The organism is Asticcacaulis taihuensis (assembly GCF_900100255.1).
GTDB classification, from domain to species: Bacteria; Pseudomonadota; Alphaproteobacteria; order Caulobacterales; family Caulobacteraceae; genus Asticcacaulis; species Asticcacaulis taihuensis.
The window spans coordinates 596,302-620,572 of the sequence record NZ_FMTS01000001.1 but is presented as its reverse complement, the minus strand read 5'-3'; the positions used below and the strand labels follow the sequence as shown (position 1 = coordinate 620,572).

Sequence of the window (24,271 nt, the reverse complement as noted above, 5' to 3'; positions counted from 1 at the left end):
CAGACAGGTCAGATCATGACATTCAGGATCAATTCGGTTACCGGCGCGCCGATCAGCGGCTCGTCCAGCGGCGTGAAAAAGACGGGCAGTGGATTTTCGCTCTCGGGCAAGGATGGCGCGGGAAAATCGGCGGCCACGGCACAGACTTCGGCTGCCTTTGGCATGATGGGGATAGATGCCCTGATGGCGCTTCAGGGCGAGGAAGATGTGCTGACCGGCCGCCGCCGCCGCCAGATTAAGCGCTCCCGTGATATTCTCGACGCTCTGGATGATCTCAAGATCAGCGTGCTTTCCGGCGATATCGACGATGAGGCCCTGATCCGCCTGCAATCGATGATCGCGCTCCAGAAGGAAGAGATCGAGGACGACCGTTTGCAGGGCGTACTCAATGAGATCGAGACCCGCGCCTGTGTCGAACTGGCCAAGCGCCGGCTGATGTAATGCCCGAAGTATGAAAGACACGCTTTTCGTCATGGCCCTGAAACAGGAGGCCATGGGATTGCTGGAGCCGCTAGGCGCCGATGTGCTCTATACTGGCATTGGCAAGGTCAACGCGGCCCATGCCTTGACGCGCGAACTGACACTACGCCGATATGAAGGCCGTCTGCCGGCGCGGGTGGTCAATCTCGGCACGGCGGGCAGCCGTTGTTTCCGCACAGGAGACCTGATCGCCTGTCATCAGTTCATCCAGCGCGACATGGATGTGACGCCGCTGGGATTTGCGCACGGCGAAACGCCATACGAAAGCATTCCGTCGATGCTTGATGTGCCTGTCCTGTTTGCGGATTTGAAAAGCGGCATCTGCTGCAGCGGCGACAGTTTCGTCACCGGAGACCTGGCCATGGATTGCCAGGTTCTGGATATGGAAGCCTATGCCCTGGCCAAGGTCTGCCATCTGGAAGCCGTGCCTTTTGCCGCCGTCAAATATATTACCGACGGCGCCGATGCGGAGGCTGCGGAACACTGGCCGGAACGGCTGCGCCATGCCGCCGAGGCCTTCGCCGGATTTGTTCACAGCCGCTTCACGGTATAAATCGGCCGGTCCGCGTAAAATCGCTTCACAGGTTAATGATACCCCTTTATAAGCCGCGAAATCGCGCTGCCGTGACCGGCGGGTAAGGTGGCTGCGACTGGTATCGTTTTTGCTGTTTAGGGTTTGCGGTGTCCGGCCTTAAGACACCGGGACCATGCGTCGTCAATTGGGCGTCGATCAATAGGGGTGTCAAAGCAACATGTCTGCCGTACAAGTTTCGGAACAATACCGTCCGACAGAAGACGAAGAATATATGAATACCCGCCAGTTGGCCTATTTCCGGGCCAAACTGCTGAACTGGAAAGACGAGATCCTGAAAGGCGCCAAGGAAACCGTCAATGTCATGCAGAAAGAGACGGAGAATCACCCCGATCTGGTGGACCGTGCCTCTTCGGAATCTGATCGCGCGCTGGAACTGCGCACCCGTGACCGCCAGCGCAAGCTGATCAGCAAGATTGACGAAGCCCTGTCGCGCATCGATGACGGCTCCTACGGATTTTGCGAAGAGACCGGCGAGCCGATCGGCCTGGGCCGCCTCGAAGCCCGCCCGACGGCGACGCTTTCGATCGAAGCCCAGGAACGCCACGAGCGTTCCGAGCGTGTCCATCGGGACGACTGAGAATTTGAAAAGCGCCGGAGTCATCCGGCGCTTGTTTTATGTCCCGTACCTGATCATCGGCTGAATATAGGCATCGATGACAGGCGCCGGACGGCCGATGAAATAACCTTGCGCCTCACCGCAATTCAATGCCTTGAGCGCCTCCATCTGGGCCTCGGTTTCGACGCCTTCCGCCGTGATCAGTACGTTAAGCGACTGCGCCATGTCGGTAATGGCCCTGACGATCGATAGAGCGTTCTTGTCGTGCGGCAGGTCGCGGACAAATGACTGGTCGATCTTGATCTTGTCGAACGGGAAGGTGCGCAGGTAGCTCAGTGACGAATAGCCGGTGCCGAAATCATCCATGGCGATGCGAACGCCAAGCGCCCGAATGGCATTGAGGATGGCGAGGTTGTGGGTTTCGTCTTCGAGGATGACGCTTTCGGTGATTTCCAACTCCAGGCGCGTCGGTGGCAGGCCGGAGGCCTTCAGCGCTTTTTTGACGAGATTAACCAGCGACTTGTGGCGGAACTGGAGCGGCGAGATATTGACCGCGACGCGCCAGTCTTGCGGCCAGCGGGCGGCTGTTCGGGTCGCTTCGTTCAGTACCCATTCGCCAAGCTGCCCAATCAGGCCGCATTCCTCCGCCAGCGGAATGAATTCTGCCGGCGAGACCATGCTGCGTGTTGGGTGGTGCCAGCGCAACAAAGCCTCGAACGAGACGACCTGACCGCTGTCGAGATTGAGCAGGGGCTGATAATAGAGTTGGAACTGGTTGCCGGCGAGGGCGGCCTTCAGGTCCTGCTCCATCTCGATGCGGCTTTGTAATTGTGCATCCATTTCCGGACGATAAAAACACCAGCCGTTGCGCCCCTCGGCCTTGACGCGATACATGGCCAGATCGGCACGCGACAGCAGGTTGTTGGCGTCCATGCCGTCGGCGGGCGCTAATGCAATGCCGATGCTGACGCCGACCTCAAGGGCCGTTTCATTGACAATAACGGGCAGTTTCAGGGCATCGACAATCCGCCCCGCCAGGTGTTGCGCATCCTCAGGCGTGTCGATGTCCTGGATAATGGTGAATTCATCGCCGCCCATGCGGGCGATGATATCGCTCTTGCGCACGCAGCCGCGCAGGCGTTCGGCCACTTCAGTCAGCAACTGGTCGCCAGTCAGGTGGCCATAGGAATCGTTGATCGCCTTGAAGCGGTCAAGATCGAGGCAAAGCAGCGCCACCTTGCGGTCATGGCGCTGAACACGGCTCAGGGCGGCATCCATTTCACGGGTGAACAGGGCGCGGTTGGCCAGTCCGGTCAATGGGTCATAGTGCGCCAGATGGGCGATGCGGGCCTCGGCCTGCTTTTGCTCGGTCAGGTCTATGCCCAGGGTCAGTATGCAGTCGGCCTCACCGGAGAGGGTCCGCAGGACCGTTTTCTTGAGTTGGATGACACGCTGGCGGCCATGGGCGTCGGTGACATGCTCTTCCTTGAGCATGATGGTCTCATCGCTTTGCAGGGCGATCTGGTCATAGGTGTTGTAAAGGGCGGCGCGTTCAGCGGTCATGAAGTCGCCGCTGGATTTACCGACGACAATATTACTGGAGACGTTGAGCATGTCCTCGCCGACGCTGTTGAGCAGGACGATCTTCTGGTCGGCGGCGTTCTTGACCAGAACCATGGCGGGGATGTTCTGGATGACCATGTTGAGGAAGGTCTGGTGGCGCTGGGATTCGCTGCTCAGGCGGATCAGGTCGTTGGTCATTTCCTGCTGCCGGCCAAGCGACTGGTGCAGGTCGGCGCTGATCGCTTTCAGAACCGACAGCGAGGTGCCGACGCCGGCATAGCGGCCGCCACAGGTGGCGATGAAGCCGCGCATCAGTTCCGACGGGCGTTCACTGAGAGTGGTGCGGGTGAAGTCGCGCAGGGGCGTGGCGATATCGACCAGCAGGGGAGCCGGGTCCATCAGGGTGGTGACCGGCTTGTTGCCATAGAGGGCGCGGCCATATTCGCCGGCCATGGTCAGGTTGAAGGCGTGGCGTTCGATCAGGCCGAGGACGCGCCCGGCTTCATCGGCCACGGCGACGACCATCAGATCGGATTCATCGCGGAACGTTTCATAAAGGGTGGAATTAGAGCATTGCGGCGATACCGGATCGATACGATCGGTAATATCGGAAATGCACAGAGCCTTCTGCATATAAGCTGCGCCTTACTTGAACGTGACACCTAACCCGGCGCTGTTTTTTGCGCCCTGGCAGCGGGTTAGCGGTAAGACCTTAACCAGCGCTTGATGTCATAAAAGATTGACGGGCCTGTCATCGTTCCTAACCGCCGTTTACCCTGTTTGCATCAAAGCCTTTTCAAATCGAGCGGGGAGGGGTAAGGGAAGGCTCCTTTTTTGACTAAGAGACCTGTCCTATGACCGTCAAGGTTCGTTTTGCCCCTTCACCCACCGGCCGCATCCATGCCGGAAACGTGCGCGCCGCCATCCAGAACTGGCTTTTTGCGCAGAAGCATCAGGGTGTTTTCGTGCTGCGGATCGATGATACCGACCTGGAGCGCTCGACCAAGGAAAATGAAGACCTGATCGAAACCGACCTGAAGTGGCTGGGCCTGGAATGGGGCGAGCGCTACAATCAGTCGAAGCGCTTCGATATCTACCAGAAGTGCGCTGATGCCCTGAAGGCCGATGACCGCCTCTATGCCTGCTATGAAACCGCCGACGAACTGGACCGTCGCCGCAAGGTGCAGTTGTCGCGTGGCCTGCCGCCGGTTTATGACCGCGCCGCGCTCAATCTGACCGATGCCGAAAAAGCTGCCTTTGAGGCCGAGGGGCGCAAGCCGCACTGGCGATTCAAGCTGGATGGCAAGCGCGTGGTCTGGGAAGACCTGGTGCGCGGCCACTGTGAAGTCGATACGACCTCGATGTCGGATCCGGTGCTGATCCGCGAGGACGGCGCCTTCCTCTATACCTTGCCGTCGGTCGTGGATGATATCGACATGAAGATTACCCACGTCATTCGCGGGGAAGATCACGTCGCCAATACCGGTACGCAACTGGAAATTTTCGAGGCCCTGTCCGCTTTCTTTGGCGGTTCGCCGCTGCCGGTCTTTGCTCATATGCCACTGCTGGTCGGCGCGGATGGTGAGGGGCTTTCCAAACGCCTTGGCTCTATGTCGATCTCGCAGATGCGCGAGGACGGCCTGGAGCCTCTGGCCATCACCTCGCACCTGGCGAAGATCGGCACTTCGGACGCATTGGAAGCCGCGCCCTCGCTGATGGCGCTGGTGGAAGGCCAGGATTTCGACAAGATGGGGCGCGCGCCGGCGCGTTATGATTTCGACGACCTGATGCGCCTCAATGCCCAGGTGCTGCAAAACATGCCTTACACTGAGGCCAAGCCGCGCCTTGAAGCTCTGAATGCCGATCTGGGTGAACTGTTCTGGGACACGGTTAAGATGAACCTGCACAAGTTCGCGGAAGTGACGGACTGGGCGCAGATCATTGGTGGCGATATCACGCCGAAAATCGAGGATGCGGCTTTTGCCGCCAAGGCCCTGGAACTGCTGCCGGCTGAATATGGCCGCGATAGCTGGTCCGTCTGGTCTGGGGCAATCAAGGAAGCGACGGGCGCCAAGGGCAAGGCGCTCTTCATGCCGCTGCGCCAGGCCCTGACCGGCATGGATCATGGTCCGGACATGGGGGCCTTGAGCTTCCTGATCGGCCGGGACAAGATTGCGAAGCGGCTACAAGGTTAAACGACCGCGCCGAACAGCTTGCCGATGCCGGCGGTGACGCCCAGAGCAATTGCGCCCCAGAAGGTGACGCGGAAGACGGCCTTGCCGAGGTTCGATCCACCGGCCACGGCACCCAGCGCGCCCAGGGTGGCCAGAAAAATAATGGCACAGGCCGCCACGATCCATACGATTAGCGGGCGCGGGCTCAGCCACATGGCCAGCAGCGGCAGGATGGCACCGGACGCGAAGGTGACGGCCGAGGTCAGGGCCGCCTGGATCGGCTTGGCCTCGGTATGCTCGGAAAAGCCCAGCTCGTCGCGGGTATGAGCTTTCAGGGCATCCGTCTTCATCAGTTGTTCGGCCACCTGCCGGGCGAGCGGTTCTTCCAGGCCACGAGCGACATAGATCTGGGTCAGTTCCTCGGCCTCGGCCTCGGGAAAATCCTTCAATTCCTGGGTTTCGCGGGCAATATCGGCGGCTTCTGTATCGGCCTGCGAACTGACCGAGACATATTCGCCGGCGGCCATCGAAAGCGAGCCAGCGACCAGGGCCGCGATACCCGTCAGCAGGATGGCGCTTTTATCGGCCGGGCTGGCGGCCACCCCGACGATCAGGCTGGCGGTGGAGATGATGCCGTCATTGGCGCCGAGAACCGCGGCGCGCAGCCAGCCGATCCGCGAAATGAAATGTAATTCTGAAGCCTTATGCGAACGTGTCATTCAGACCACTCTGCGTGTATCGATATTGACCGTATGCGTCCCGGCACGGGCGATGGCCGGCAAAACCTCTTCGACCGTATCGACGCTGAGATAGGTATCAAGGAAGGCGGAGGGGGTGAAGCCTTCCGCTTCGGTATGGCGTATCAGGGTGAAGAACGGCTCCCAATAGCCGTTGGTGTTCAGGAAGATGACCGGCTTTCTGTGGAGGTCCAGGCGCCGCCATGACATCAGTTCGATAGCCTCTTCCAGCGTGCCGACGCCGCCGGGAACGACAACGAAGGCGTCGGCCTCCTCGAACATCATCATCTTTCGTTCGTGCATGTTATCGACAATGCGCGTTTCGACCTCGCCGAAAACGCTTTCGCGCGACTGCAGGAATTTCGGCATGATGCCAAGGACCTCGCCGCCGGACTCATGCACGGCGCGGGCGGTTTCTCCCATCAGGCCAACCCCGCCGCCGCCATAGACCAGGCGCAGACCGGCACCGGCGAGAATTTGCCCCAGGTCGCGCGCCGCCTGTTGGTAAAGCGGATTGGCGCCCAGGGAGGAGCCGCAATAAACGCAGACGGAACGGATGTCGGAGGAGGAGGAGGAGGTCATAAACAGATCAATCTTTGAAACGGCGCGATTCGCATTGTCATCCGAATAAAACTGAATGGCAATCCATTCAGACCTCTGTTCGTCAGGCGGGAAAACGGATAATGATGTCTGCATGTCGCCGATCCGTGCCCGCCATATCCGTTATATCGTGAGTTTTGCCCTGCTGGCCGTTGTGGCCGGGTGCGGGGAAAAGCCGAAGGCGACGGAAGCGACCAGCGCGCTTGAGGCCGCCGGTTACTGGCGCGCGCCTGAAATTACCGGTGTTGACCAGGCCGGTTCCAACATGTTTGTCGTGACAGGCCAGACGATCCCCAATGCGCGGGTGCGGTTCAGCTATGCCGGTAACCGCGCTGTCGGGGTTACTTCGGATTCCAAAGGTCGGTTCCGTGCCGAACTGCCGTCCGGACCCGATGGTGGACTTTTCGATTTGTCGACGGAGGACAGCGGCCGGTCGATGCACGCCGATGGTCGGCTGTTTATTCCGACCGGCGCACCGGATAAGGCGGTTCTGATACGGCCGGGCGCGCCCAGCCTGGCCCTTTTCAATGACCTGACAGCGGTGGCCGTGATCGATTATGACCGCGCCGGCGCTTTAGCGATCGCGGGGCGTGTGGCGCCGACGACGCCTGTTGAGGTTGTGTTGAATGGCGAGATACGGGCGCGGACGACCAGCGATGACCGGGGGTTTTATACCGCCACGACGCAGATAGAACCGCCGACGGAAAGCGAAACAGCAAATACCCTCTCTGTTGTGGCGGGGGGGAAGGAAAACGTTCGCAATTTCAGGGATTCCCGCATCACTGGCGACAGCGATCGCATTGCGCGCTTTGAAGACGGCTGGCGGGTAGACTGGGTTTTGCCCGGCGGGGGTATGCAGACGACGCTGGTATTTTAAAGCTTTGCTTTAATACACCAGTTAGGTCCGCCCACTTACATCATCTCGTCCTGTTTGGTCTTCGAGAACAGCTTCTTGAGGAATTCGGTAATGCCGTGCCGCTTGGCCTTGCGCGCCACCGCGTCTTCACTGACCAGCCACGCGATCTGCACCACCCGGCGCTCGCCCTCGAAAGGCGTATGGCCGTGCCAGCTATTATCGAGGCGCGGGAAGGCGATGAAATGGCCGTAACCGGGGTTCACTTCCTTGGTGCCGGGACCGGCTTGGTCCGGGCCTTCGAGAAAACGCAGATTGCCGCCGCTGCTGCCTTCGGGATTGAGATAGATGAGGGCCGAGGCGAGCTTGTCGGCGCCATCTGTATGCGGGCGGCCATCCTTCAGCGCTGACCATTTGCGCACGGTTACCCAGGTGGGCTTGCCGACCAGATTGACGCCCAGCTTTTCACCAATTGCCTTGGCGAATACAGGGCCACGGACTTCTGCCAGCAGCATTTTAAATGACGGCCCCATCGGAAAATCTTCCGGCCGCATGAAACCAGTCTTGTCGATCTGCGGGAAATCGCGGGCGATATCGGGTTCCAGTTCAGGCGGCATGATATCGGCGCCGATCAGGTTGCGGAACGGATAGTCTGAGGCCGGCGTGGCGGCAATGGCGTCATAACGCAGCATGGCAAAACCTTTAGAATGCAGGCCCGGGTTATAGCACGCCGGAAAACGCAGCGGCAAGGTTCAGATATAGGCGCCGTCCATGACGAATTGCCGCGGAAGGGCAGGCGCGGCCGCCAGGGCGAAATCGACCGCCGCCTGGGCGTGGATGTGAGTGGAATCGAAACAGGGCAGGGGCAGACAGGCAGCGTCGACACTCAGGCCCAGTTCGGTGCAGCCCAGAATGACGCTGTCGGCGCCCCGCATGGCGCCGCGACGGGTCATCTCGATCAGGGTCTGGCGGGCGCCAGCGCTGACAACGCCCTGGCACAGTTCGTCAAAGATGGCGTTGTGGCAGGCCATTCGGTCGTCGGCGTCAGGGATAAGGATGTCCAGGCCATAGCGGCGCATATGTTCGGCATAGAAACCGTGTTCCATGCTGTAGCGGGTGGCCAGCAGGAGCGGGCGCCGATGACCGGCGGCATTCAGCGCCCTGGCCGTTTCGCCGATAATGTGGATCAGGGGAATGTCGCAACTGGCGGCCACCTGTTCGGCCACCAGATGCATGGTGTTGGTGCAAATCAGGATGCAATCGGCGCCGGCGGCTTCCAGGCCCTGAGCGGCATCACCCAGAAGGCGGGCGGCCTCGTCCCAGCGATCGGCCTTTTGCAAAGCAACCACCGCCTGAAAATCGAGTGACCGCAACAGGATATCGGCCGAGGCCAGCCCGCCCATCGCCTCGCGGACGCCTTCATTGATAAGCTTGTAATAGGTGGCGGTGCTTTCCCAGCTCATTCCCCCGAGCAAGCCGATCCTGCGCATTCCGAACTCCTTTTCTGAACTCTCATCTTATGGCGAAGGTTGGGGAAACGGCGCGCGTATTGGCGACATATAGGCTGAATTTGCGCAAATAAATTGCGCATTTGGTGATTTTGATGCAATATTGGATATGCTTGATGATCGTGACCGTAAACTGCTCGACCTGTTGCAACGCGATGCCGATTCGGCCCTGACGGACCTATCCGAACGGGTAAATCTGTCGCCTTCCGCCTGCTCGCGCCGCATTACGCGCCTGCGGGAAGAGGGATATATCGATCGCCATGTCATGGTGCTCGATCGCGCCCGCATGAATGTCGCAACAACCGTCTTTGTCATGCTCAAGACGGCGCATCATACGGCGGACTGGCTGGAACGATTCCGGGCAGGCGTGATAGATATCCCGGAAATCGTGGAAGTGCATCGTCTGGCGGGAAATCTCGATTATATCATCAAGATCGTGGTGACGGATATCGCCCACTATGACGCCATCTATAAGCGTTTGGTCAGCCGGATCGACCTGTTCGATGTTTCGGCCTACATTTCGATGGAAACACTGAAAAATGAGCAGGCCGTGCCGACAGGCTATGCAAGCTAGTTTGTTGTCTCGATGATGGCGTCCGTTACGGGCGCTTCTTCATCGGTTGGCACATCTATTTTCGAGGCAGCCGCCTGCGCGGCCCGGTCTGCCTGTTCGTGAGACCAGGCGCTGGCGGTAACCAGTGCCAGCAAAACAGCGACAAAAAAAGCCGCCAGTATGTGGGGCGTGAAACTGCGCGAATGGGTCATGTTTCCACCAGGCTCAAGGGTGGTTCAGCCTGTATTTGCGTGCTGACCTTTACGGTGCCGCTCGGCATGATGTCTTCCGGCGGGCTGAAGGCGTGGCCAACATAAAGAGTGAAGCCGGAAATGATCAGAAGCAGAGCCAACAGAGCGACTATGCTCTCAAATACGACCAGTTCGCGGCCGTCACCGCGCTGAAGTTTACGGGTATGGAATGTAGCTGTACGGGGCATGGCGTGACTCGCTGTGAACAACGAGTTCAGGATGCGGTTTACAGGGTAAGGAAAATATAGGCTGGCGAGTCAGTGATTGTAAAAAGCCTGCCGATAAATAAGCTTATTATGGCTTTATCTGAGAGGGTCATAATTTTAGGCGTATGCCTGCCTTGCGTAGGCCGCCGGCCATCCAGACGCAGATCAGGGCGAACACCAGCGATTTGACCAGGCCGCCGCCGCCGGTCAGCAACGGTTCGGGCAGGTCAAGCGAAACCATATCCATAGCCAGATACAGAAAGGCCGGCATCAGGTAGCACAGAAGCGTATCGGTGCCGGCGGGCTTCACTGGGTTGAACCAATGCGCTTTTCGAGCCATATCGCTGATCCAGTAAAGTCCGGTGAAGGCGATCAGGGTGAAGGCGCTGCACAGGAACAGCCAGGCCGGCGTGGCGGCCAGTTTGGACAGTCCCCAGAATTGCCGGGTATAGATGGACAAGGTGATCAGAAGCGCGGCGATGACGGCAAACACCAGTGTCATGCGCAGGTTTTCGTTTTTGCCCTGAAATATCTGGAACAGGCGCGCGATGACCACGCCGCCGAGGCTGAGGGCCGTCATGGTGCCGTCGATGATCGGTTCGGGGATGAGGCGCAGAGGTGCCGGAACCAACCCGGCAGCCCAGGCCAGGCTCAGCAGGCTGAAAGCCGCCCAGGCGCTGGTAAGTATGGCCAAGCGGCCGCGCGCGAATACGGTCACCAGCGCCGCCACCAGATAGGCCCAGCCGATCAGGCCGAGTATGCCCCACCAGTGCGGCGCGAACCGATCGAGATTCCCATCTTCGCTACCCCGGTAAATGAAGGCCAGGACAAGCAGGATGACGATGCCGGTGGTCTTAAGTCCCCACTGTCCCCATTGCGGCATGGTCCTGGGGTAGGCATTCCAGATCAGGATAAAGGCGACGCTGCATACGGCGTCCCAGACGAGCGTCGTCATGCCGGTGGCGCCGGCATTGATGGTTTCGCCATTGACGAAGAAAACGCCCATGACCAGCAGGGCGATTGATCGGCCGATCACATGCCGGACAAGTTGAGGATCGCTGTCACCTTTTGCCCTGCGGCTGTCGATGGCGAAGGGCAGGGACACGCCGACAATAAACAGAAAGGCTGGAAAAACGACATCGGCCAGCCCCATGCCATCGACACCGCGGGGCACATGTTCGAACCAGGCGGGAATATCCTTCAGCGACCACAGGTCGTTGACGAAGATCATCAGCACCATGGTCAGGGCGCGCAGCAGATCGATGGCGCCGACACGCGTGACACTATCCGAGGGCGCGGCTGCGCGCGGTTCAGTCGTCTCCATGACGCGACTATGACAGGAGACTGGCTGTTTCGACAAGCCCGGCCTCAAATCTACGGCTGGCGCTGGAAGGTAATGACCAGAACATCGCGGTGGCCCGGTGCTGCCTGATCCAGGCGGTGGATCGGCGTTACGCCGTGCAGGACGCGGTGGTCGTCGAGGAAGACCGCGTCGAGCGGATCGGTCAGGGTAAATGTGCCGAGGGGCAGTCGGCCTGGACCGCAGATGGCGGTGACGCCTTCGCCAACATTCAGGCGATCGACCAGGATGACCGCCACCCAGTCAACGCCGTCACGGTGCATCCCTTCCGGTGTTGGCTGGCCGGTTCCATCCGGCGCCGCCTCGATGCGGAACTGGTGGATTTCAACGCGCCAGTCCGAAGCGGCCGCATTGAAGAGGTCGCGGCAAAGATCGAGCAGGGCGCGGAAGGCCGGATTGGCGGCGGTGGCCTCGGTCACGGGATCGAACCAGCGTTGGACGCCGCCATTCAGCATGTTGTAGTCGCGGCTCTGGTAGTGCGGTTGGTGCGCCTGGCGGGCGAATGTGCCGAAGGAAAGGCTGAAAACGGCGTGGCGGCGTTTGCGGTAGCGGCCGCCATCGGCCATGAAGCGATCTGGGCCCAGATCGTCCCATGAGGCCGCCAAAGCTGGCCAGTATCCGGCAAAGTCCGGTGGCAGAAGGGATTGCGTGACAGCGCGCGGAGCGAAGATATGCCCGTCTTCCGTCAGTTTTTGGCGCAGGTCGGGTAGGGCAGGGGCATTATCCGTCATGTCGTCCTCTCTGGACCGCTTCAATCGGAAAAGCAATGTGATGTCCTGTCGCGGCCGGTTTGTGATAGGAGGGCGCCCATAGTCATGAGGCGTGCCATGTCCACTCGTAAAATCACCCTGTCGTCGCTCCTGTTCGGCTGTCTGACCGTGGCGGCCATCGCCCTGTTCCTGGCGCTTGGTGCATGGCAGGTGCAGAGGCTGGCGTGGAAGACCGATCTGATCACGCGGGTCAATGCGCGCGTGGCCGCGCCGGCGGTCCAGGCGCCCCGGTTGGCCGACTGGCCGCGGGTCAACAGGGCCGATGACGAATATCGCCACGTCATCCTGCGCGGCCGGTTGATGAATGCGGCCGAAGCCCAGGTCTATACCTTGTCAGACTATGGCGCCGGTTACTGGGTGATGACGCCGCTGAAGCGGGATGACGGCAGTATCGTCTATATCAACCGAGGTTTCGTACTCATGGACAAGCGCGCGCCAGCGACGCGGCCTGAAGCGCAAACCGATGGAGAGGTCACCATAACCGGCCTTCTGCGAATGCCGGAAAGCAAGGGCTGGTTCCTCCAGCAGGCCAATGATCCGGCGCGTGATGCCTGGTATCGCCGCGATATCGCCGCCATTGCCCAAAGCCGCCATATCGGTGCCGTCGCGCCCTATTTTATCGATGCCGACGCCACGCCCAATCCGGGTGGCTGGCCAAAGGGCGGGCTGACTGTGGTGAAATTCCCCAACAGCCACCTCATGTACGCCATCACCTGGTTTTCCCTGGCGGCGATGCTGATCGCCGTATCGGTCTGGCTGTTGTGGTTCCGCAAACCGGAGAGCGACTAGGCCAAATAAAAACGGCCGCCGGATCATCGGCGGCCGTTCGATTTTCTGTGGCTTGGTTCAGATGCGAACCTTGACCGGTTCGGCATGGGGCAGGCCATTGACCCAACGTTCGATCGCGTCATCCATATGGCCCAGCACGGCAAGGTGCAGGCGCTTGAACGGATGGCCCGCGAGGGTCAGGAAGATCTGGAACATGCCGTATTGCGGCGCTGGCATCAGGCTGTCGATGATATCCGACTTGCGGATCACGGCATCGATCACCAGGCCATTATATTCCAGGCGATCTTCATACAGCGACAGCTTGCAGCGCCAGACCATCGGCGTGCCGAACAGGGCCGCGGCAATCGGAATCAGGCTGAGCAGGATGCCGCCGAACTGGGCGACAACGCCGTGCATATGCGTATAGGATTGTATCGCACCGGTCACACCCATGACGATAAGCGCCAGGGCACCGGCCAGAAGAAGGGATTTGAAAACCGGTCCAAACTGATAGACACGCGGATAGGCTTTAGTCACTTCCATACTTTAAATTCCTTCACGTCAATTAAATTTAACGCCTGCGTCAATTTATCTCACGCTATCGCATAATTGGGATATTGCAACGCCTTTTTCAAATTTTTGCTTAACGAAAATTTGCTGTTTTACGCGAGCATCACGTTTTGAGGTCACGGTTATTTGACTTTTTTGTCAGTCCTGAGGGCGTTAAATAACCTCGTTTTTTAACGCAAATGCGAAAAAATAAATGCGGCGGTGCGACAATGTGCCCCTTGCGACAGGTATGAAATTCCTGTTTACGCGTCGGAATCTTCGCAACAATAAGCGCGAAGAGTGTGCCAACTCCTTTGTGTGATTTAGGTTTAATCCTGTGAACCCTTTGGATCGTCAGTCGACGCGCCCTCACCAGGCCGTATTTTCCAAGCGGAGCGTTTCCTTGTCTTCTATTTTGCGGCGCACAATAACGCGCGCCTTTTTCGCGGGCAGCCTGATTGCGGGCGCGGCTTTCTTGTCCGGCTGTAACATGGTCGTGATGGACCCGAAGGGGCCCGTCGGGATGCAGGAAAAAGACCTGATCATCCTGGCCACGCTGCTGATGCTGATTCCAGTCGTGCCGGTCATTTTCATGACGGTCTGGTTCGCCTGGCGTTACCGCGCGTCAAACAAGAAGGCCACCTACGCCCCGGATTTCGAGCATTCCAACCGCATCGAGGCGGTGGTCTGGGCGATCCCGACCCTGATCATTCTCGCCCTGGGTGCCGTGACGTGGGTTTCAACGCACGAACTGGATCCTCGTGCGCCGCTGGCGCCGCACGAGACGAAGGCAAACGTCAAGCCGATCGAGGTCGAGGTCGTGTCGCTCGACTGGAAATGGCTGTTCATCTATCCCGAATACAATATCGCCACGGTCAACGAGATGGCCATGCCGGTCGGTACGCCGGTCCATTTCAAGCTGACCTCGGCCACGGTGATGAACTCCTTCTTCATCCCGCAACTCGGTTCGCAGATCTACACCATGACCGGCATGGAAACCCAGCTTTCGCTGCGCGCCGATCATCCGGGCAGCTATGACGGCATTTCGGCCAATTACAGCGGCCATGGCTTCGCCGGCATGAAGTTCCAGGCCCTGGCCATGGATGATGCCGGCTTCAAGGCGTGGGTGGCGAAGGCGCAAGCCTCGCAGACCTCGCTGGATACCGCCGCCTACGCGCAGATCGCCAAGCGCGATCTGGCCTTCAGGCCCGCCTATTATGCCTCGGTCGAGCCGGACCTGTTCCACAAGATCCTCAACAACTGCGCCACCGGCGGTCTGTGCACGGACGACGCCCACAACATGGCAATGATGAAGGATCTGGCGCCGGGCGCCGCCCAATGCAAGCCGGGTGAAGCACCGCAAGTCAAAGCCGTGAAGCCGGCGGTCGCTCAAGCGGCCATTACTCCCCAAACCCTTCTCCAGTCATCTGGCGCGCACAAGAGCTAGTATCATATGTTAACGCAAGCAGAACCCGCCGCTCACGCGGCTTCAACGGCCGACGCTTCGCCGCTTGTCGAATTCCTGTTCGGCAAGTTGCGGCTCGATTCGGTGCCCTGGCATGAGCCAATAATCATGGTGGCCGGTGCTGGCATGGTGGGCGGCGCCATTCTCGTCCTCGGCCTGATCACCTATTTCAAGCAGTGGAAATACCTCTGGACCGAATGGCTGACGAGCGTCGACCACAAGAAGATCGGCGCCATGTACATCATTCTGGCACTGATCATGCTGCTGCGCGGTTTTGCCGATGCCCTGATGATGCGCAGCCAGCAGGCTCTGGCCTCCAATGGCGGCGCCGGCTACCTGCCGCCCGACCACTTCGACCAGATTTTCTCGGCCCACGGCGTCATCATGATCTTTTTCATGGCCATGCCCTTCGTCATCGGCCTGATGAACGTGGTCATGCCGCTGCAGATCGGCGCGCGTGACGTGGCCTTCCCGTACCTGAACAGCATGAGCTTCTGGCTGACCGCTGCGGGCGCCATCCTGATCAATGTCTCGCTGGTAGTCGGTGAATTTTCGCACGCCGGCTGGCTGGCCTATCCGCCGTTCTCGGAGCTTGAATTCTCACCAGGGGTAGGGGTGGATTACTACATCTGGGCGCTGCAGATATCCGGCCTGGGCACGCTGCTTTCGGGGGTGAACCTGATCACCACCATCTTCAAGATGCGCGCGCCGGGCATGACCCTGATGCGTATGCCGGTCTTTACCTGGACCACCCTGGTCGCCAACGTTCTGATCGTCGCGGTCTTTCCGATCCTGACCGTCACCCTGGCCCTTCTGGGCGCCGACCGTTATCTGGGGATGCACTTCTTCACCAATGACGGCGGCGGCAATCCGATGATGTACGTCAACCTCATCTGGGCCTGGGGACACCCGGAAGTCTATATCCTGATCCTGCCGGCCTTCGGCGTGTTCTCGGAAGTGGTCGCCACCTTCTCACGCAAGCGCCTGTTCGGTTATGACGGCATGGTCTACGCCACCGCCGCCATCGGTGTCCTGTCATTCCTCGTGTGGCTGCACCACTTCTTCACCATGGGCGCGGGTGCCAATGTCAACGCCTTCTTCGGCATCTCGACCATGGTTATCTCGATCCCTACGGGTGTGAAGATCTTCAACTGGCTCTTCACCATGTATCGCGGCCGAATCCGTCTTGAGCTGCCCATGATGTGGACTCTCGGCTTTATCATCACCTTCGTGATCGGCGGGATGACCGGTGTGCTTCTGGCCGTGCCGGGCGCCGACTTCGTGCTGCACAACTCAGTCTTCCTGATCGCCCACTTCCACAATGTCATCATCGGCGGTGTCGTCTTCGGCTGCCTTGCCGGCCTGAACTACTGGTTCCCGAAAGCGTTCGGCTTCAAGCTGCACGCCGGCATTGGCAAGGTCAGCTTCTGGTGCTGGCTGATCGGCTTCTGGATTGCCTTCCTGCCGATCTATGCGCTGGGCCTGATGGGCATGACCCGCCGCCTGGACTACGTCAACAATCCCGTGTGGCACGTTTACCTGATCGTGGCCCTCTGCGGCGCGCTGCTGATCTTCGTCGGCATCATCGCCCAGCTTGTCCAGATCGTCTATTCCATCTGGAAGCGCGACGAACTGCGCGACCTGACGGGCGATCCGTGGGATGGCCGTACCCTGGAATGGGCCACGTCCTCGCCGCCGCCCTTCTATAACTTCGCCGTCCTGCCGAAGATCGGCAACCACGACGCCTTCTGGGACGCCAAGCAGACCGGCACCGCCTATGTGCAGCCGAAAGCTTACGAGCCCATCCACATGCCGCACAATACGCCCACGGGCTTCCTGATCGGCATTGTCAGTGCGGGCCTGGGTTTCGGTCTGGTCTGGCACATCTGGTGGATGGCGAGCGGCGCCCTGCTGGTCATGATCGGCCTGGGCATTGTCCACACCTTCAATGAAAACCGCGACTATTACGTGCCGGCCGATGAGGTCAAGGCGATCGAAGACGCGCACTTCGCCAATCTCAAGAAGGCGGAACAATAAGTATGAGCAAGACCATCAATCCTGTGGCGGGTTACGAAAACCAGATCGATTCCGCCTACGACCACAATCCGAACGACGCCCATCACGCCGGCGATCATCATGACGAAGGTCCGAAAGTCACGCTTGGCTTCTGGATCTACCTGATGAGCGACTGCATCCTGTTTGCGTCGATTTTCGCCACCTATGCCGTCCTGAAAGGCAATACCGCCGGTGGCCCCAATGGCCGTGAGATTTTCGACCTGCCTTACGTGGCGGTGGAAACGGCGCTGCTGCTGATTTCCTCACTGACCTACGGCCTGGCTATGATCAGCATGGAAGCCAACAAGCTCAAGGCGGTCATCGGCTGGCTGGCGGTCACCGCCCTGTGCGGCCTCGGCTTCATGGGTATGGAAATCCATGAATTCATCAAGCTGATCGAGGAGGGCGCCGGTCCCGACCGTTCGGCCTTCCTGTCGGCCTTCTTCACCCTGGTCGGCACGCACGGCCTGCACGTCACCTCCGGCCTGATCTGGATGGGTGTCATGTTCGTTCACCTGTTCAAGCGCGGCCTGACCCCCGCCAACCGCATCCGCCTAATGTCCTTGAGCCTGTTCTGGCATTTCCTTGATATCATCTGGATCGGTGTCTTCACGATCGTCTATCTCATGGGAGCCGCCTGATGAGTACGCCCGATAACGCAAAGCCCAGGAAGGCGCGTTCCCCCCACGCAAAGCCGGTCGATACCGACCAGACCCATGCCGAGGTGGCGCATCATGACGCCCACCACGACACGGCCGGTCACGGCACGGTCAAGTCCTATGTCATCGGCTTCATCCTGTCGGTGATCCTGACGGCCATTCCCTTCGGCCTGACCATGGCGCACATGATGCCGGCCGCGACCCTGATCCCGGTCGTCGTCGCCATCGGTGTGGTGCAGATCCTGGTGCATCTCTACTTCTTCCTGCACATGAATACATCGTCGAGCCAGACGTGGAACAATTCCGCCTTCATTTTCACTGTTCTGATCGTCGGCATTCTGGTGATCGGTTCGCTTTGGGTCATGTACCACCTGAACACCAACATGATGCCTGGCATGATGCCGGTCGAATAAGAACCTGTACAACTCACCTTTGAAAGCCCATTCGTAACGCTACGGATGGGCTTTTTATTTAGCGGCCGTTAGGAAATTGGCGGTTAAGCTGCGTTAAACATATTCGAGTCTCCAGATTTTCGCGTCTTAAAGTCCCGCCTTTCATCCACGCTCTAGGACGATGTCTTCGTCATGCGCAAACAGGCCCGCAAACCGACGAATGGTGACTACGTGTTCGCGCCGCACGAGCGGCCGACCATGCCCGGCTCGCCTTATGCCCCGAGCCATCCCATCCGGCGCAAGGTGGGCTATGTGATTGTGGCCATCATCATGGCCATGGCGGCCAGCCTGTCCAACGCTATTGTCAGCGTCAACACGCAGCCTCTGGCCGGAGCGATGGGGGTAACGGCGACCGAGGTGACCTGGCTGCTGGCCGTTTATGTGGCCTTCAATGCATCGGCCAACCTCTTGCTGATCAAGGCGCGGATGCGGTTCGGCATTCCGCCGGTCATGCGGGCCCTGCTGTGGCCCTATATAGTGCTGGTTTTCAGCGAACTGCTGTGGCCGAGTTTCAGTCTGGCCATCGTGGCGCGCGCCGCCGGCGGGTTCCTCGCGGCGGGCATGTCATCCCTGGTCATCTATAACCTGATGCAGGTCTTCCCGGCGAAATTCCGGCCGCTGGCCATCGTCTTCGCGGTGGGGCTGCCGCAATTGGCGACGCCGATCGCCCGCCTGCTGCCGGTCGAGCAACTGCTGGTCAATGGCCAGCAGACTATACACATGATCGAACTGGGGCTGGCCCTGGCAGCCTCGGCTGGCGCCAATCTGGTGCGTCTGCCGCCGACCGACAAGGTGGCATCTTTCGATCCGCTTGATGCCCTGACCTTCGCGCTGTTTCTGCCGGCCATGCTTCTGCTGTCGGTCTCCCTCGTCATGGGGCGCAGCCTGTGGTGGACCGATACGCCGTGGCTTGGCTGGGCCCTGGCGGTGTCCGTTATCCTGTTCTTTCTTGTCGGCTTCATTGAATACAGGCGCACCAATCCGCTGCTTCATCTGCGCTGGATCGGCAGTCGGGACATCCTGCGCTTTTGCATCGTCGCCATGCTGGTGCGGCTGGCGCTGAGCGAACAGACCTATGGCACGCTCGGTCTGCTGACCGTTGGCGGGCTGAACAATGACCAGTTACATGGCCTCTTCACCGTCATCCTGTTCGCCATGATTGGCGGCACCCTGGCCAGCGCTGTGCTGCTCAAAGCGCCGCGCATTCCCTACATGATCATCGCGGCCTCGCTGATCATCGCGTTTGGCGCGTGGCTTGACAGTTTTTCTTCCAGTCTGACGCGACCACCGCAGCTTTACCTGTCACAGGCGATCCTGGCCTTTGGCTCGACCTTCTTCATCGGGCCGGCGCTTCTGTTCGGTTTCGGCAAGGTGCTGGAGCAGGGCAAGGGCTTTATCGTCAGTTTCAGCGTCATGTTCGGCCTGTCGCAGAATATCGGCGGTCTGGCGGGTTCAGCGCTCCTCAGCACCTATCAGGTCATTCAGGCGCGGGCGCACAGCCAGTCGATGTACAGTCATCTGCTGGCCGGTGATCCGGCGGTGGCGGCGCGCGTACAAGGAGGGATTATCTCCCTTGCGCAGGTCGTTTCGCGCGAGGCCAATGTGGCGGCCTTCAATGACGTGGCACGGCTGGTCATGGTCATCGCCATCCTGACGGCCGTTTATATTGGTTACCTGATAATCCTCAAACGGCTGGCGGACCGCAAACAGGCCCTGGCTTTATCCTCCCCCACTGCAAAGGCGGCCGTATGACCGACGCTGTGAACCCCACTCAAACCCAGGCTCCGGACGAGGCGCCGCGTCACTGGCATCCGCCGCAGCGGCCGAATATTGTGCTGGCCTTCTTTGCCGTGCTGGCCGTGGTCGCCTTGTTGCTGATCCTGTGGGCCTGGAACCTGCCGCCTTTTACAGGCGGCGATCAGGTGACGCAGAACGCCTATGTCCGCGGACGCACGACCGTGATCGCGCCGCAGGTCAGCGGCTATGTCACCGAGGTGGCGGTCAAGGACTACGAAACCGTGCAGGCTGGTCAGGTGCTGGCGCGTATCGACGATCGCATCTACCAGCAGCGCGTGGCGGCGGCTCGGGCCAGTCTGGCGGCGGCGGAAGCGAGCCTGGCCAATTCCGAGCAGGCGCGGGCCTCGCGGGCCGCGGCGGCGCAAGGGCAGGCGGCATCCCTGGCCGGCGCCCAGGCCCAGCTTCTGCGGGCCCAGGCCGATATGAAGCGCGTGGATGAACTGGTGGGGGACGGCTCGGTCTCGCTGCGCGAGCGGGATTCGACCCTTGCGGCGCTGCGCGCGGCGGAAGCACAGGTCAATCAGGCAAAGGCGGCGGGGGAGATATCGCAGCAGGATATCCGCACGGTCGAGGTCGGGCGTGGCGGATTGGCGGCGCAGGTCGAGGCGGCACGCGCACAACTGAAACTGGCCGAGATCGACCTCAGCAATACGGTGATCCGCGCGCCCGAAGCCGGACAACTGGGCGAGATCGGGGTGCGCGTCGGGCAATATGTCACCAATGGCACGCAACTGTTGTCGCTGGTGCCGCCGGACCGCTGGGTCATCGCCAATTACAAGGAGGCTCAGACCGCGCGCATGGCGGTAGGACAGCCCGTAGTCATGACGGTGGATGCCCTGGGCGGTGCGAAGATCAACGGCCATGTCGAGCGCCTGTCGCCGGCCGCTGGATCGGAGTTTTCCGTGATCCGCACCGACAACGGCACGGGCAATTTCGTCAAGATCCCGCAGCGCATCGGTATCCGTATCCGCATCGATCCCGGCCAGACACTGGCGGAGCGCCTGCGGCCGGGCATGTCGGTGGAAACCCATGTCGCCAGTCATGCGAAGGTGACGCAATGAAGCCGGTGCTGCTGCTGGTCGTGGCGTGCATCGCACTGACCGCTTGTGCCGGACCGCGTCCGGAGGCGCCGGTCAATGCGCAGGTGACGCCGTCGGGAAGCTGGCGGGAGGTAACCGCCACACCGGCGCCGACCGACCGGGAGTGGTGGCGCGCGTTTAACGATCCGGTGCTTGATCGCCTGGTCGAGACGGCGCTGGCCAATAACAGCGACCTCGCGATCGCCGCCGCTCGCGTGGCGGAGGCCCGTTACGGTTATCAGGCGGCGGAAGGGGCGCTGTTGCCTTCGCTGAATGCCAGCGGTGCGGGCGCCTATTCCCGGTCGATATCCGCGGTGACCGGGCGGCCCGTGACCCAGACGGCGGGCGAAGCGGATTTGCCGCTGTCTTATGAGGCGGATCTTTTTGGTCGTCTGCGCAACACATCCAAAGCCGCTTATGCGACCTTGCAGGCGTCTCAATATGGCCACGAAGCGGCGCGGCTCAGTGTGGCCGGGGCGACGGCTAGTGGTTATATCACCCTGCGCGCGCTTGATGCGCGTCTGGCCCTTTTGCAAGAAACCCTGACCACGCGCGAACAGGCCCTGGCGGCGGCCCGTCACCGCGCCGATACCGGCTACAGTCCGAAACTGGAATTGCAGCAGGCCCAGGCCGAATACAGTGCCGCGCAACAGTTGATTCCGGCGGTCGAACTGGCCATCCGCCGCCAGGAAGATGCACTGAGCATCTTGCTGGGGGATAATCCGCGCGTGATCGAGCGCGGTGCGGCTCTGACCGACCTGGCTGTGCCTGTGGCGCCGGTGTCCCTGCCGGCCGACCTGCTGCGTCAGCGTCCGGATGTGGCGCAGGCGGAAGCGCAGATCGTCGCCGCCGATCGCTCGCTCGATGTGGCGCGGGCGGCCTTTATGCCGACCATCCGCCTGACGGCCTCCGGCGGTTACGCCACCTCCGATCTCCTGCCGCATGGCTATGATGTCTTCTCGCTTGGCGGCAATATCGTCCAGCCCCTGTTTCAGGGCGGGCGTCTGAAAGCCCAGGCCGGGGCAGCGGCCTCACGGCGCGATCAGGCGGCCTTTGCTTACAAGAAGGCGGCGCTGAATGCCTTCCGCGAGGTCGAGGACTCCCTGGCGGCCGTCGACCGAATCCATGCGCAACAATTGATTTTAACGGATCAGACGGCATCGCTGGCGGAGGTTTACCGGCTGGCCGGCAATCGCTACAGGGCCGGTTATTCGCCCTATCTCGAACAGATCGACGCCCAACGGGCCTTGCTGGGGGCGCAACTGAACCTGATCCAGGCTCAGGCCGATCATCTCAATGCTATTGTCGGGCTTTATCAGGCCGTCGGCGGTGGGGTGGTCTCTAATCCCTGACACTTTCGCCTTATGGAGCAGGAGTAAGAAGTGAATCCACAGATTGCACAGATTAACACAGATTTTTCAGTGCATTATCATCAGGCATTGCATGTGTTCCGAACATTGAATGGCGCGAAGCGGCAGCTTTTTTCGCATTTCCATACGCTGTGGGTGGTCGTTAGGACACTGAAAAATCTGTGTTAATCTGTGCAATCTGTGGATTCCCTTACTTTCTTGAACGGCGAGGATCAAGCCAGCCTGCAAAAGTTCAGATCACAGAAACTGCCGGAAAATAAAGTACAGCGCGCCGGAAATGACGATGGTGGCCGGCAGGGTCAGCACCCAGGCCAGGGTAATGCCGCGCAGGGTCGAGGTTTGCAGGCCGGAGCGGTTGGCGGTCATGGTGCCGGCTACGGCGCCAGAAAGGATATGGGTGGTCGAAACCGGCAGGCCCAGGCGTTCGGCGGCGAAGATGGTGACGGCCGAGACGATGCCGGCGGAAGCGCCTTGCGCGTAGGTCATCTTGGAATTGCCGATCTTTTCGCCGACCGTGACGACAATGCGCTTCCAGCCGACCATGGTGCCCAGGCCCAGCGCCAGGGCCGTAGCCACCTTCACCCAGCCGGGGATATAGCGCGTCATGTCGTTCAGGGCGGATTGCAGGCCGGACAGGGCAGCCGGGGCTGTTTTATCGTTCTTCAGGATGCTGACTGCGGCATTGACCAGGTACATATCGTTACGCAGTTGTGGCATGTCGGCAGAGGGGACATTGCGCAGGGCGCCCTGAGATGTGATTTCGTCCTCGATATGGCTGGTCATCTGGGCCAGGGCGCCATAGAGATCGGGCGTATCGATGCGCCGGTTGCGCACGGCGGCATTGACGGCGCTGCGGGCGATATCAAGTGTCGGCACCGTGGCGCCATTGGCACGGCTGGCAAAGGCCTGGGCGCCGGCATCAAGCTGCGTCATATAGGCTGGCTGGGCGGTATCGGGCAGGCCGCGGTTGAGGGCATAGGTGGCGGGCGCCACGCCAATCAGGATGATCATGATCAGGCCCATGCCTTTCTGGCCGTCGTTGCCGCCGTGGGCAAAGGAGACCCCGGTGCAGGCGGCGATCAGGGTGGCGCGTATCCATAAAGGCGGAGGGGCTTCGCTTTCCGGCGCCGCATAGAGCTTCGGATTGCGGATCAGGGCCTTCATCGCCAGCAGCAGAAGTCCGGCAATGACGAAACCGATCAGTGGTGAGAAGATCAGCGCCTTGCCGACCTTGATGGCCTGCGCCCAGTCGATGCCGGAGGTGGCGTTCATGGCCGAGGTCATCAACTGGTTGGCGACGCCGACGCCCATGATCGAGCCGATCAGGGCATGGGAGGACGAGTTGGGAATGCCCAGCGCCCAGGTGCCAAGATTCCAGATGATGGCCGATATGAGCAGGGCGAAGATCATGGCGTAGCCGGCGCCGGTGCCGACCTGGAGGATCAGTTCGACCGGCAGCAGCATGACGATGCCGTAGGCCACGGCGCCGGTCGAGGCCAGGACACCGAGAAAGTTGAACACGCCTGACCAGATGACGGCCGTGAGCGGCTTCATTGAATGGGTGTAGATGACGGTGGCGACCGCATTGGCGGTATCGTGGAAGCCGTTGACGAACTCGAAACCGAACGCGATCAGCAGAGCCAGTCCAAGGAAAAGGAAGGCGCCCAGCGTGATTGGCTCTCCGATTGACAGGGCGTCATGATGCACGCTCCAGCCGACATAGAGCAGCCCAAGGATGATCGGGATAAGGAACAGCAGTCCGGCGGAAAGGCCGGAGGCTTTTGCAGTATGAGGCGTGGAAGTCACGAAATCTGTCTCTGCCGGGGTTTCGGTGGCGCCTCTTTGGCAGGTGCGGCGGCAAGAGTCGATTT

At 60.3% G+C, this 24,271-nt stretch carries 25 protein-coding genes; 14 read left to right on the top strand and 11 right to left on the bottom strand.

From position 1 onward, the window contains the following. Positions 1-15: 15 nt before the first annotated feature. The 3 genes from BLO49_RS02895 (at position 16) to dksA (ending at position 1,652) form a co-directional block, all read left to right on the top strand. Positions 16-441, top strand: coding sequence for a flagellar assembly protein FliX (locus tag BLO49_RS02895; protein ID WP_090643944.1), 426 nt, complete (start codon positions 16-18; stop codon positions 439-441). Between the two features lie 10 nt (positions 442-451). Beyond that, positions 452-1,033: a 5'-methylthioadenosine/S-adenosylhomocysteine nucleosidase family protein gene (locus BLO49_RS02890; protein ID WP_090643942.1), complete on the top strand. Its 582-nt coding sequence runs from the start codon at positions 452-454 to the stop codon at positions 1,031-1,033. Between the two features lie 199 nt (positions 1,034-1,232). Next, the gene (gene dksA / locus BLO49_RS02885; protein WP_090643939.1) at positions 1,233-1,652 is read left to right on the top strand and encodes an RNA polymerase-binding protein DksA; all 420 of its coding nucleotides are present in this window, start codon (positions 1,233-1,235) and stop codon (positions 1,650-1,652) included. Between the two features lie 36 nt (positions 1,653-1,688). Here dksA and BLO49_RS02880 read toward each other — a convergent pair whose 3' ends face one another. Continuing rightward, complete coding sequence (locus BLO49_RS02880; protein WP_090643936.1) at positions 1,689-3,827, bottom strand: putative bifunctional diguanylate cyclase/phosphodiesterase; 2,139 nt, start codon at positions 3,825-3,827, stop codon at positions 1,689-1,691. A gap of 221 nt (positions 3,828-4,048) precedes the next feature. On the opposite strand from BLO49_RS02880, the gene gltX reads away from it, so the two are divergent. Continuing rightward, positions 4,049-5,389 carry a glutamate--tRNA ligase gene (gene gltX / locus BLO49_RS02875; protein WP_090643933.1) on the top strand — a complete coding sequence of 447 codons (1,341 nt, stop codon included), beginning with the start codon at positions 4,049-4,051 and terminating at the stop codon, positions 5,387-5,389. Here gltX and BLO49_RS02870 read toward each other — a convergent pair. Together BLO49_RS02870 and BLO49_RS02865 are read right to left on the bottom strand one after the other, a co-directional pair. After that, the gene (locus tag BLO49_RS02870) at positions 5,386-6,087 is read right to left on the bottom strand and encodes a VIT1/CCC1 transporter family protein (protein ID WP_090643931.1); all 702 of its coding nucleotides are present in this window, start codon (positions 6,085-6,087) and stop codon (positions 5,386-5,388) included. The genes gltX and BLO49_RS02870 overlap by 4 nt on opposite strands. Next, positions 6,088-6,687, bottom strand: a complete 600-nt coding sequence (locus BLO49_RS02865) for an LOG family protein (protein WP_090646029.1) — start codon at positions 6,685-6,687, stop codon at positions 6,088-6,090. A gap of 55 nt (positions 6,688-6,742) precedes the next feature. On the opposite strand from BLO49_RS02865, the gene BLO49_RS02860 reads away from it, so the two are divergent. Further along, entirely contained in the window at positions 6,743-7,582 is an 840-nt protein-coding gene (locus tag BLO49_RS02860) for a hypothetical protein (RefSeq protein ID WP_139159607.1), read from the top strand. A gap of 35 nt (positions 7,583-7,617) precedes the next feature. Here the strand turns inward: BLO49_RS02860 and BLO49_RS02855 are convergent, their stop codons facing one another. Together BLO49_RS02855 and BLO49_RS02850 are read right to left on the bottom strand one after the other, a co-directional pair. Continuing rightward, positions 7,618-8,250 carry a 2OG-Fe(II) oxygenase gene (locus tag BLO49_RS02855; protein ID WP_090643925.1) on the bottom strand — a complete coding sequence of 211 codons (633 nt, stop codon included), beginning with the start codon at positions 8,248-8,250 and terminating at the stop codon, positions 7,618-7,620. A 60-nt stretch (positions 8,251-8,310) separates the two neighbouring features. Further along, positions 8,311-9,048 (bottom strand): aspartate/glutamate racemase family protein, encoded by a 738-nt coding sequence (locus BLO49_RS02850; RefSeq protein ID WP_090643923.1) that lies wholly within the window; start codon positions 9,046-9,048, stop codon positions 8,311-8,313. A gap of 127 nt (positions 9,049-9,175) precedes the next feature. Here BLO49_RS02850 and BLO49_RS02845 point away from each other — a divergent pair, with 127 nt between their 5' ends. Next, positions 9,176-9,640: an Lrp/AsnC family transcriptional regulator gene (locus tag BLO49_RS02845; RefSeq protein ID WP_090643921.1), complete on the top strand. Its 465-nt coding sequence runs from the start codon at positions 9,176-9,178 to the stop codon at positions 9,638-9,640. On the opposite strand, the gene BLO49_RS02840 is transcribed toward BLO49_RS02845, so the two are convergent. The 4 genes from BLO49_RS02840 to BLO49_RS02825 all read right to left on the bottom strand — a co-directional run bounded on the left by BLO49_RS02840 (position 9,637) and on the right by BLO49_RS02825 (position 12,167). Beyond that, positions 9,637-9,831, bottom strand: coding sequence for a hypothetical protein (locus BLO49_RS02840; RefSeq protein ID WP_090643918.1), 195 nt, complete (start codon positions 9,829-9,831; stop codon positions 9,637-9,639). The genes BLO49_RS02845 and BLO49_RS02840 overlap by 4 nt on opposite strands. Continuing rightward, a complete protein-coding gene (locus BLO49_RS02835; protein WP_090643915.1) occupies positions 9,828-10,058 on the bottom strand; it encodes a hypothetical protein in 231 nt (76 codons plus the stop codon). The genes BLO49_RS02840 and BLO49_RS02835 overlap by 4 nt, the downstream gene beginning before the upstream one ends. A gap of 127 nt (positions 10,059-10,185) precedes the next feature. After that, positions 10,186-11,400: a DUF5009 domain-containing protein gene (locus BLO49_RS02830; protein WP_090643913.1), complete on the bottom strand. Its 1,215-nt coding sequence runs from the start codon at positions 11,398-11,400 to the stop codon at positions 10,186-10,188. Between the two features lie 50 nt (positions 11,401-11,450). Then, positions 11,451-12,167, bottom strand: a complete 717-nt coding sequence (locus tag BLO49_RS02825) for a 2OG-Fe dioxygenase family protein (RefSeq protein WP_090643911.1) — start codon at positions 12,165-12,167, stop codon at positions 11,451-11,453. Between the two features lie 96 nt (positions 12,168-12,263). Between BLO49_RS02825 and BLO49_RS02820 the strand changes: the two genes are divergently transcribed. Further along, entirely contained in the window at positions 12,264-12,995 is a 732-nt protein-coding gene (locus BLO49_RS02820) for an SURF1 family protein (RefSeq protein ID WP_220083691.1), read from the top strand. Between the two features lie 57 nt (positions 12,996-13,052). Here BLO49_RS02820 and BLO49_RS02815 read toward each other — a convergent pair whose 3' ends face one another. Next, on the bottom strand, positions 13,053-13,517 hold the full coding sequence (locus BLO49_RS02815; protein WP_090643906.1) for a hypothetical protein: 465 nt from the start codon (positions 13,515-13,517) through the stop codon (positions 13,053-13,055). Between the two features lie 409 nt (positions 13,518-13,926). On the opposite strand from BLO49_RS02815, the gene cyoA reads away from it, so the two are divergent. From cyoA to BLO49_RS02780, 7 genes are all read left to right on the top strand, one after another. Continuing rightward, positions 13,927-14,970, top strand: a complete 1,044-nt coding sequence (gene cyoA / locus BLO49_RS02810) for a ubiquinol oxidase subunit II (RefSeq protein WP_425388793.1) — start codon at positions 13,927-13,929, stop codon at positions 14,968-14,970. A gap of 6 nt (positions 14,971-14,976) precedes the next feature. Continuing rightward, complete coding sequence (gene cyoB, locus BLO49_RS02805; protein WP_220083690.1) at positions 14,977-17,025, top strand: cytochrome o ubiquinol oxidase subunit I; 2,049 nt, start codon at positions 14,977-14,979, stop codon at positions 17,023-17,025. 2 nt (positions 17,026-17,027) lie between these two features. Then, the gene (gene cyoC, locus BLO49_RS02800; protein ID WP_090643900.1) at positions 17,028-17,684 is read left to right on the top strand and encodes a cytochrome o ubiquinol oxidase subunit III; all 657 of its coding nucleotides are present in this window, start codon (positions 17,028-17,030) and stop codon (positions 17,682-17,684) included. Then, positions 17,684-18,115 (top strand): cytochrome o ubiquinol oxidase subunit IV, encoded by a 432-nt coding sequence (gene cyoD / locus BLO49_RS02795; protein WP_220083689.1) that lies wholly within the window; start codon positions 17,684-17,686, stop codon positions 18,113-18,115. The genes cyoC and cyoD overlap by 1 nt, the downstream gene beginning before the upstream one ends. A 171-nt stretch (positions 18,116-18,286) precedes the next feature. Then, positions 18,287-19,906 (top strand): MFS transporter, encoded by a 1,620-nt coding sequence (locus BLO49_RS02790; RefSeq protein ID WP_181444851.1) that lies wholly within the window; start codon positions 18,287-18,289, stop codon positions 19,904-19,906. Further along, entirely contained in the window at positions 19,903-21,012 is a 1,110-nt protein-coding gene (locus tag BLO49_RS02785) for an HlyD family secretion protein (protein ID WP_090643898.1), read from the top strand. The genes BLO49_RS02790 and BLO49_RS02785 overlap by 4 nt, the downstream gene beginning before the upstream one ends. After that, a complete protein-coding gene (locus BLO49_RS02780; protein WP_090643895.1) occupies positions 21,009-22,382 on the top strand; it encodes an efflux transporter outer membrane subunit in 1,374 nt (457 codons plus the stop codon). The genes BLO49_RS02785 and BLO49_RS02780 overlap by 4 nt, the downstream gene beginning before the upstream one ends. A gap of 255 nt (positions 22,383-22,637) precedes the next feature. Here the strand turns inward: BLO49_RS02780 and BLO49_RS02775 are convergent, their stop codons facing one another. Further along, entirely contained in the window at positions 22,638-24,206 is a 1,569-nt protein-coding gene (locus BLO49_RS02775; RefSeq protein ID WP_090643893.1) for an inorganic phosphate transporter, read from the bottom strand. Positions 24,207-24,271 lie beyond the last annotated feature (65 nt).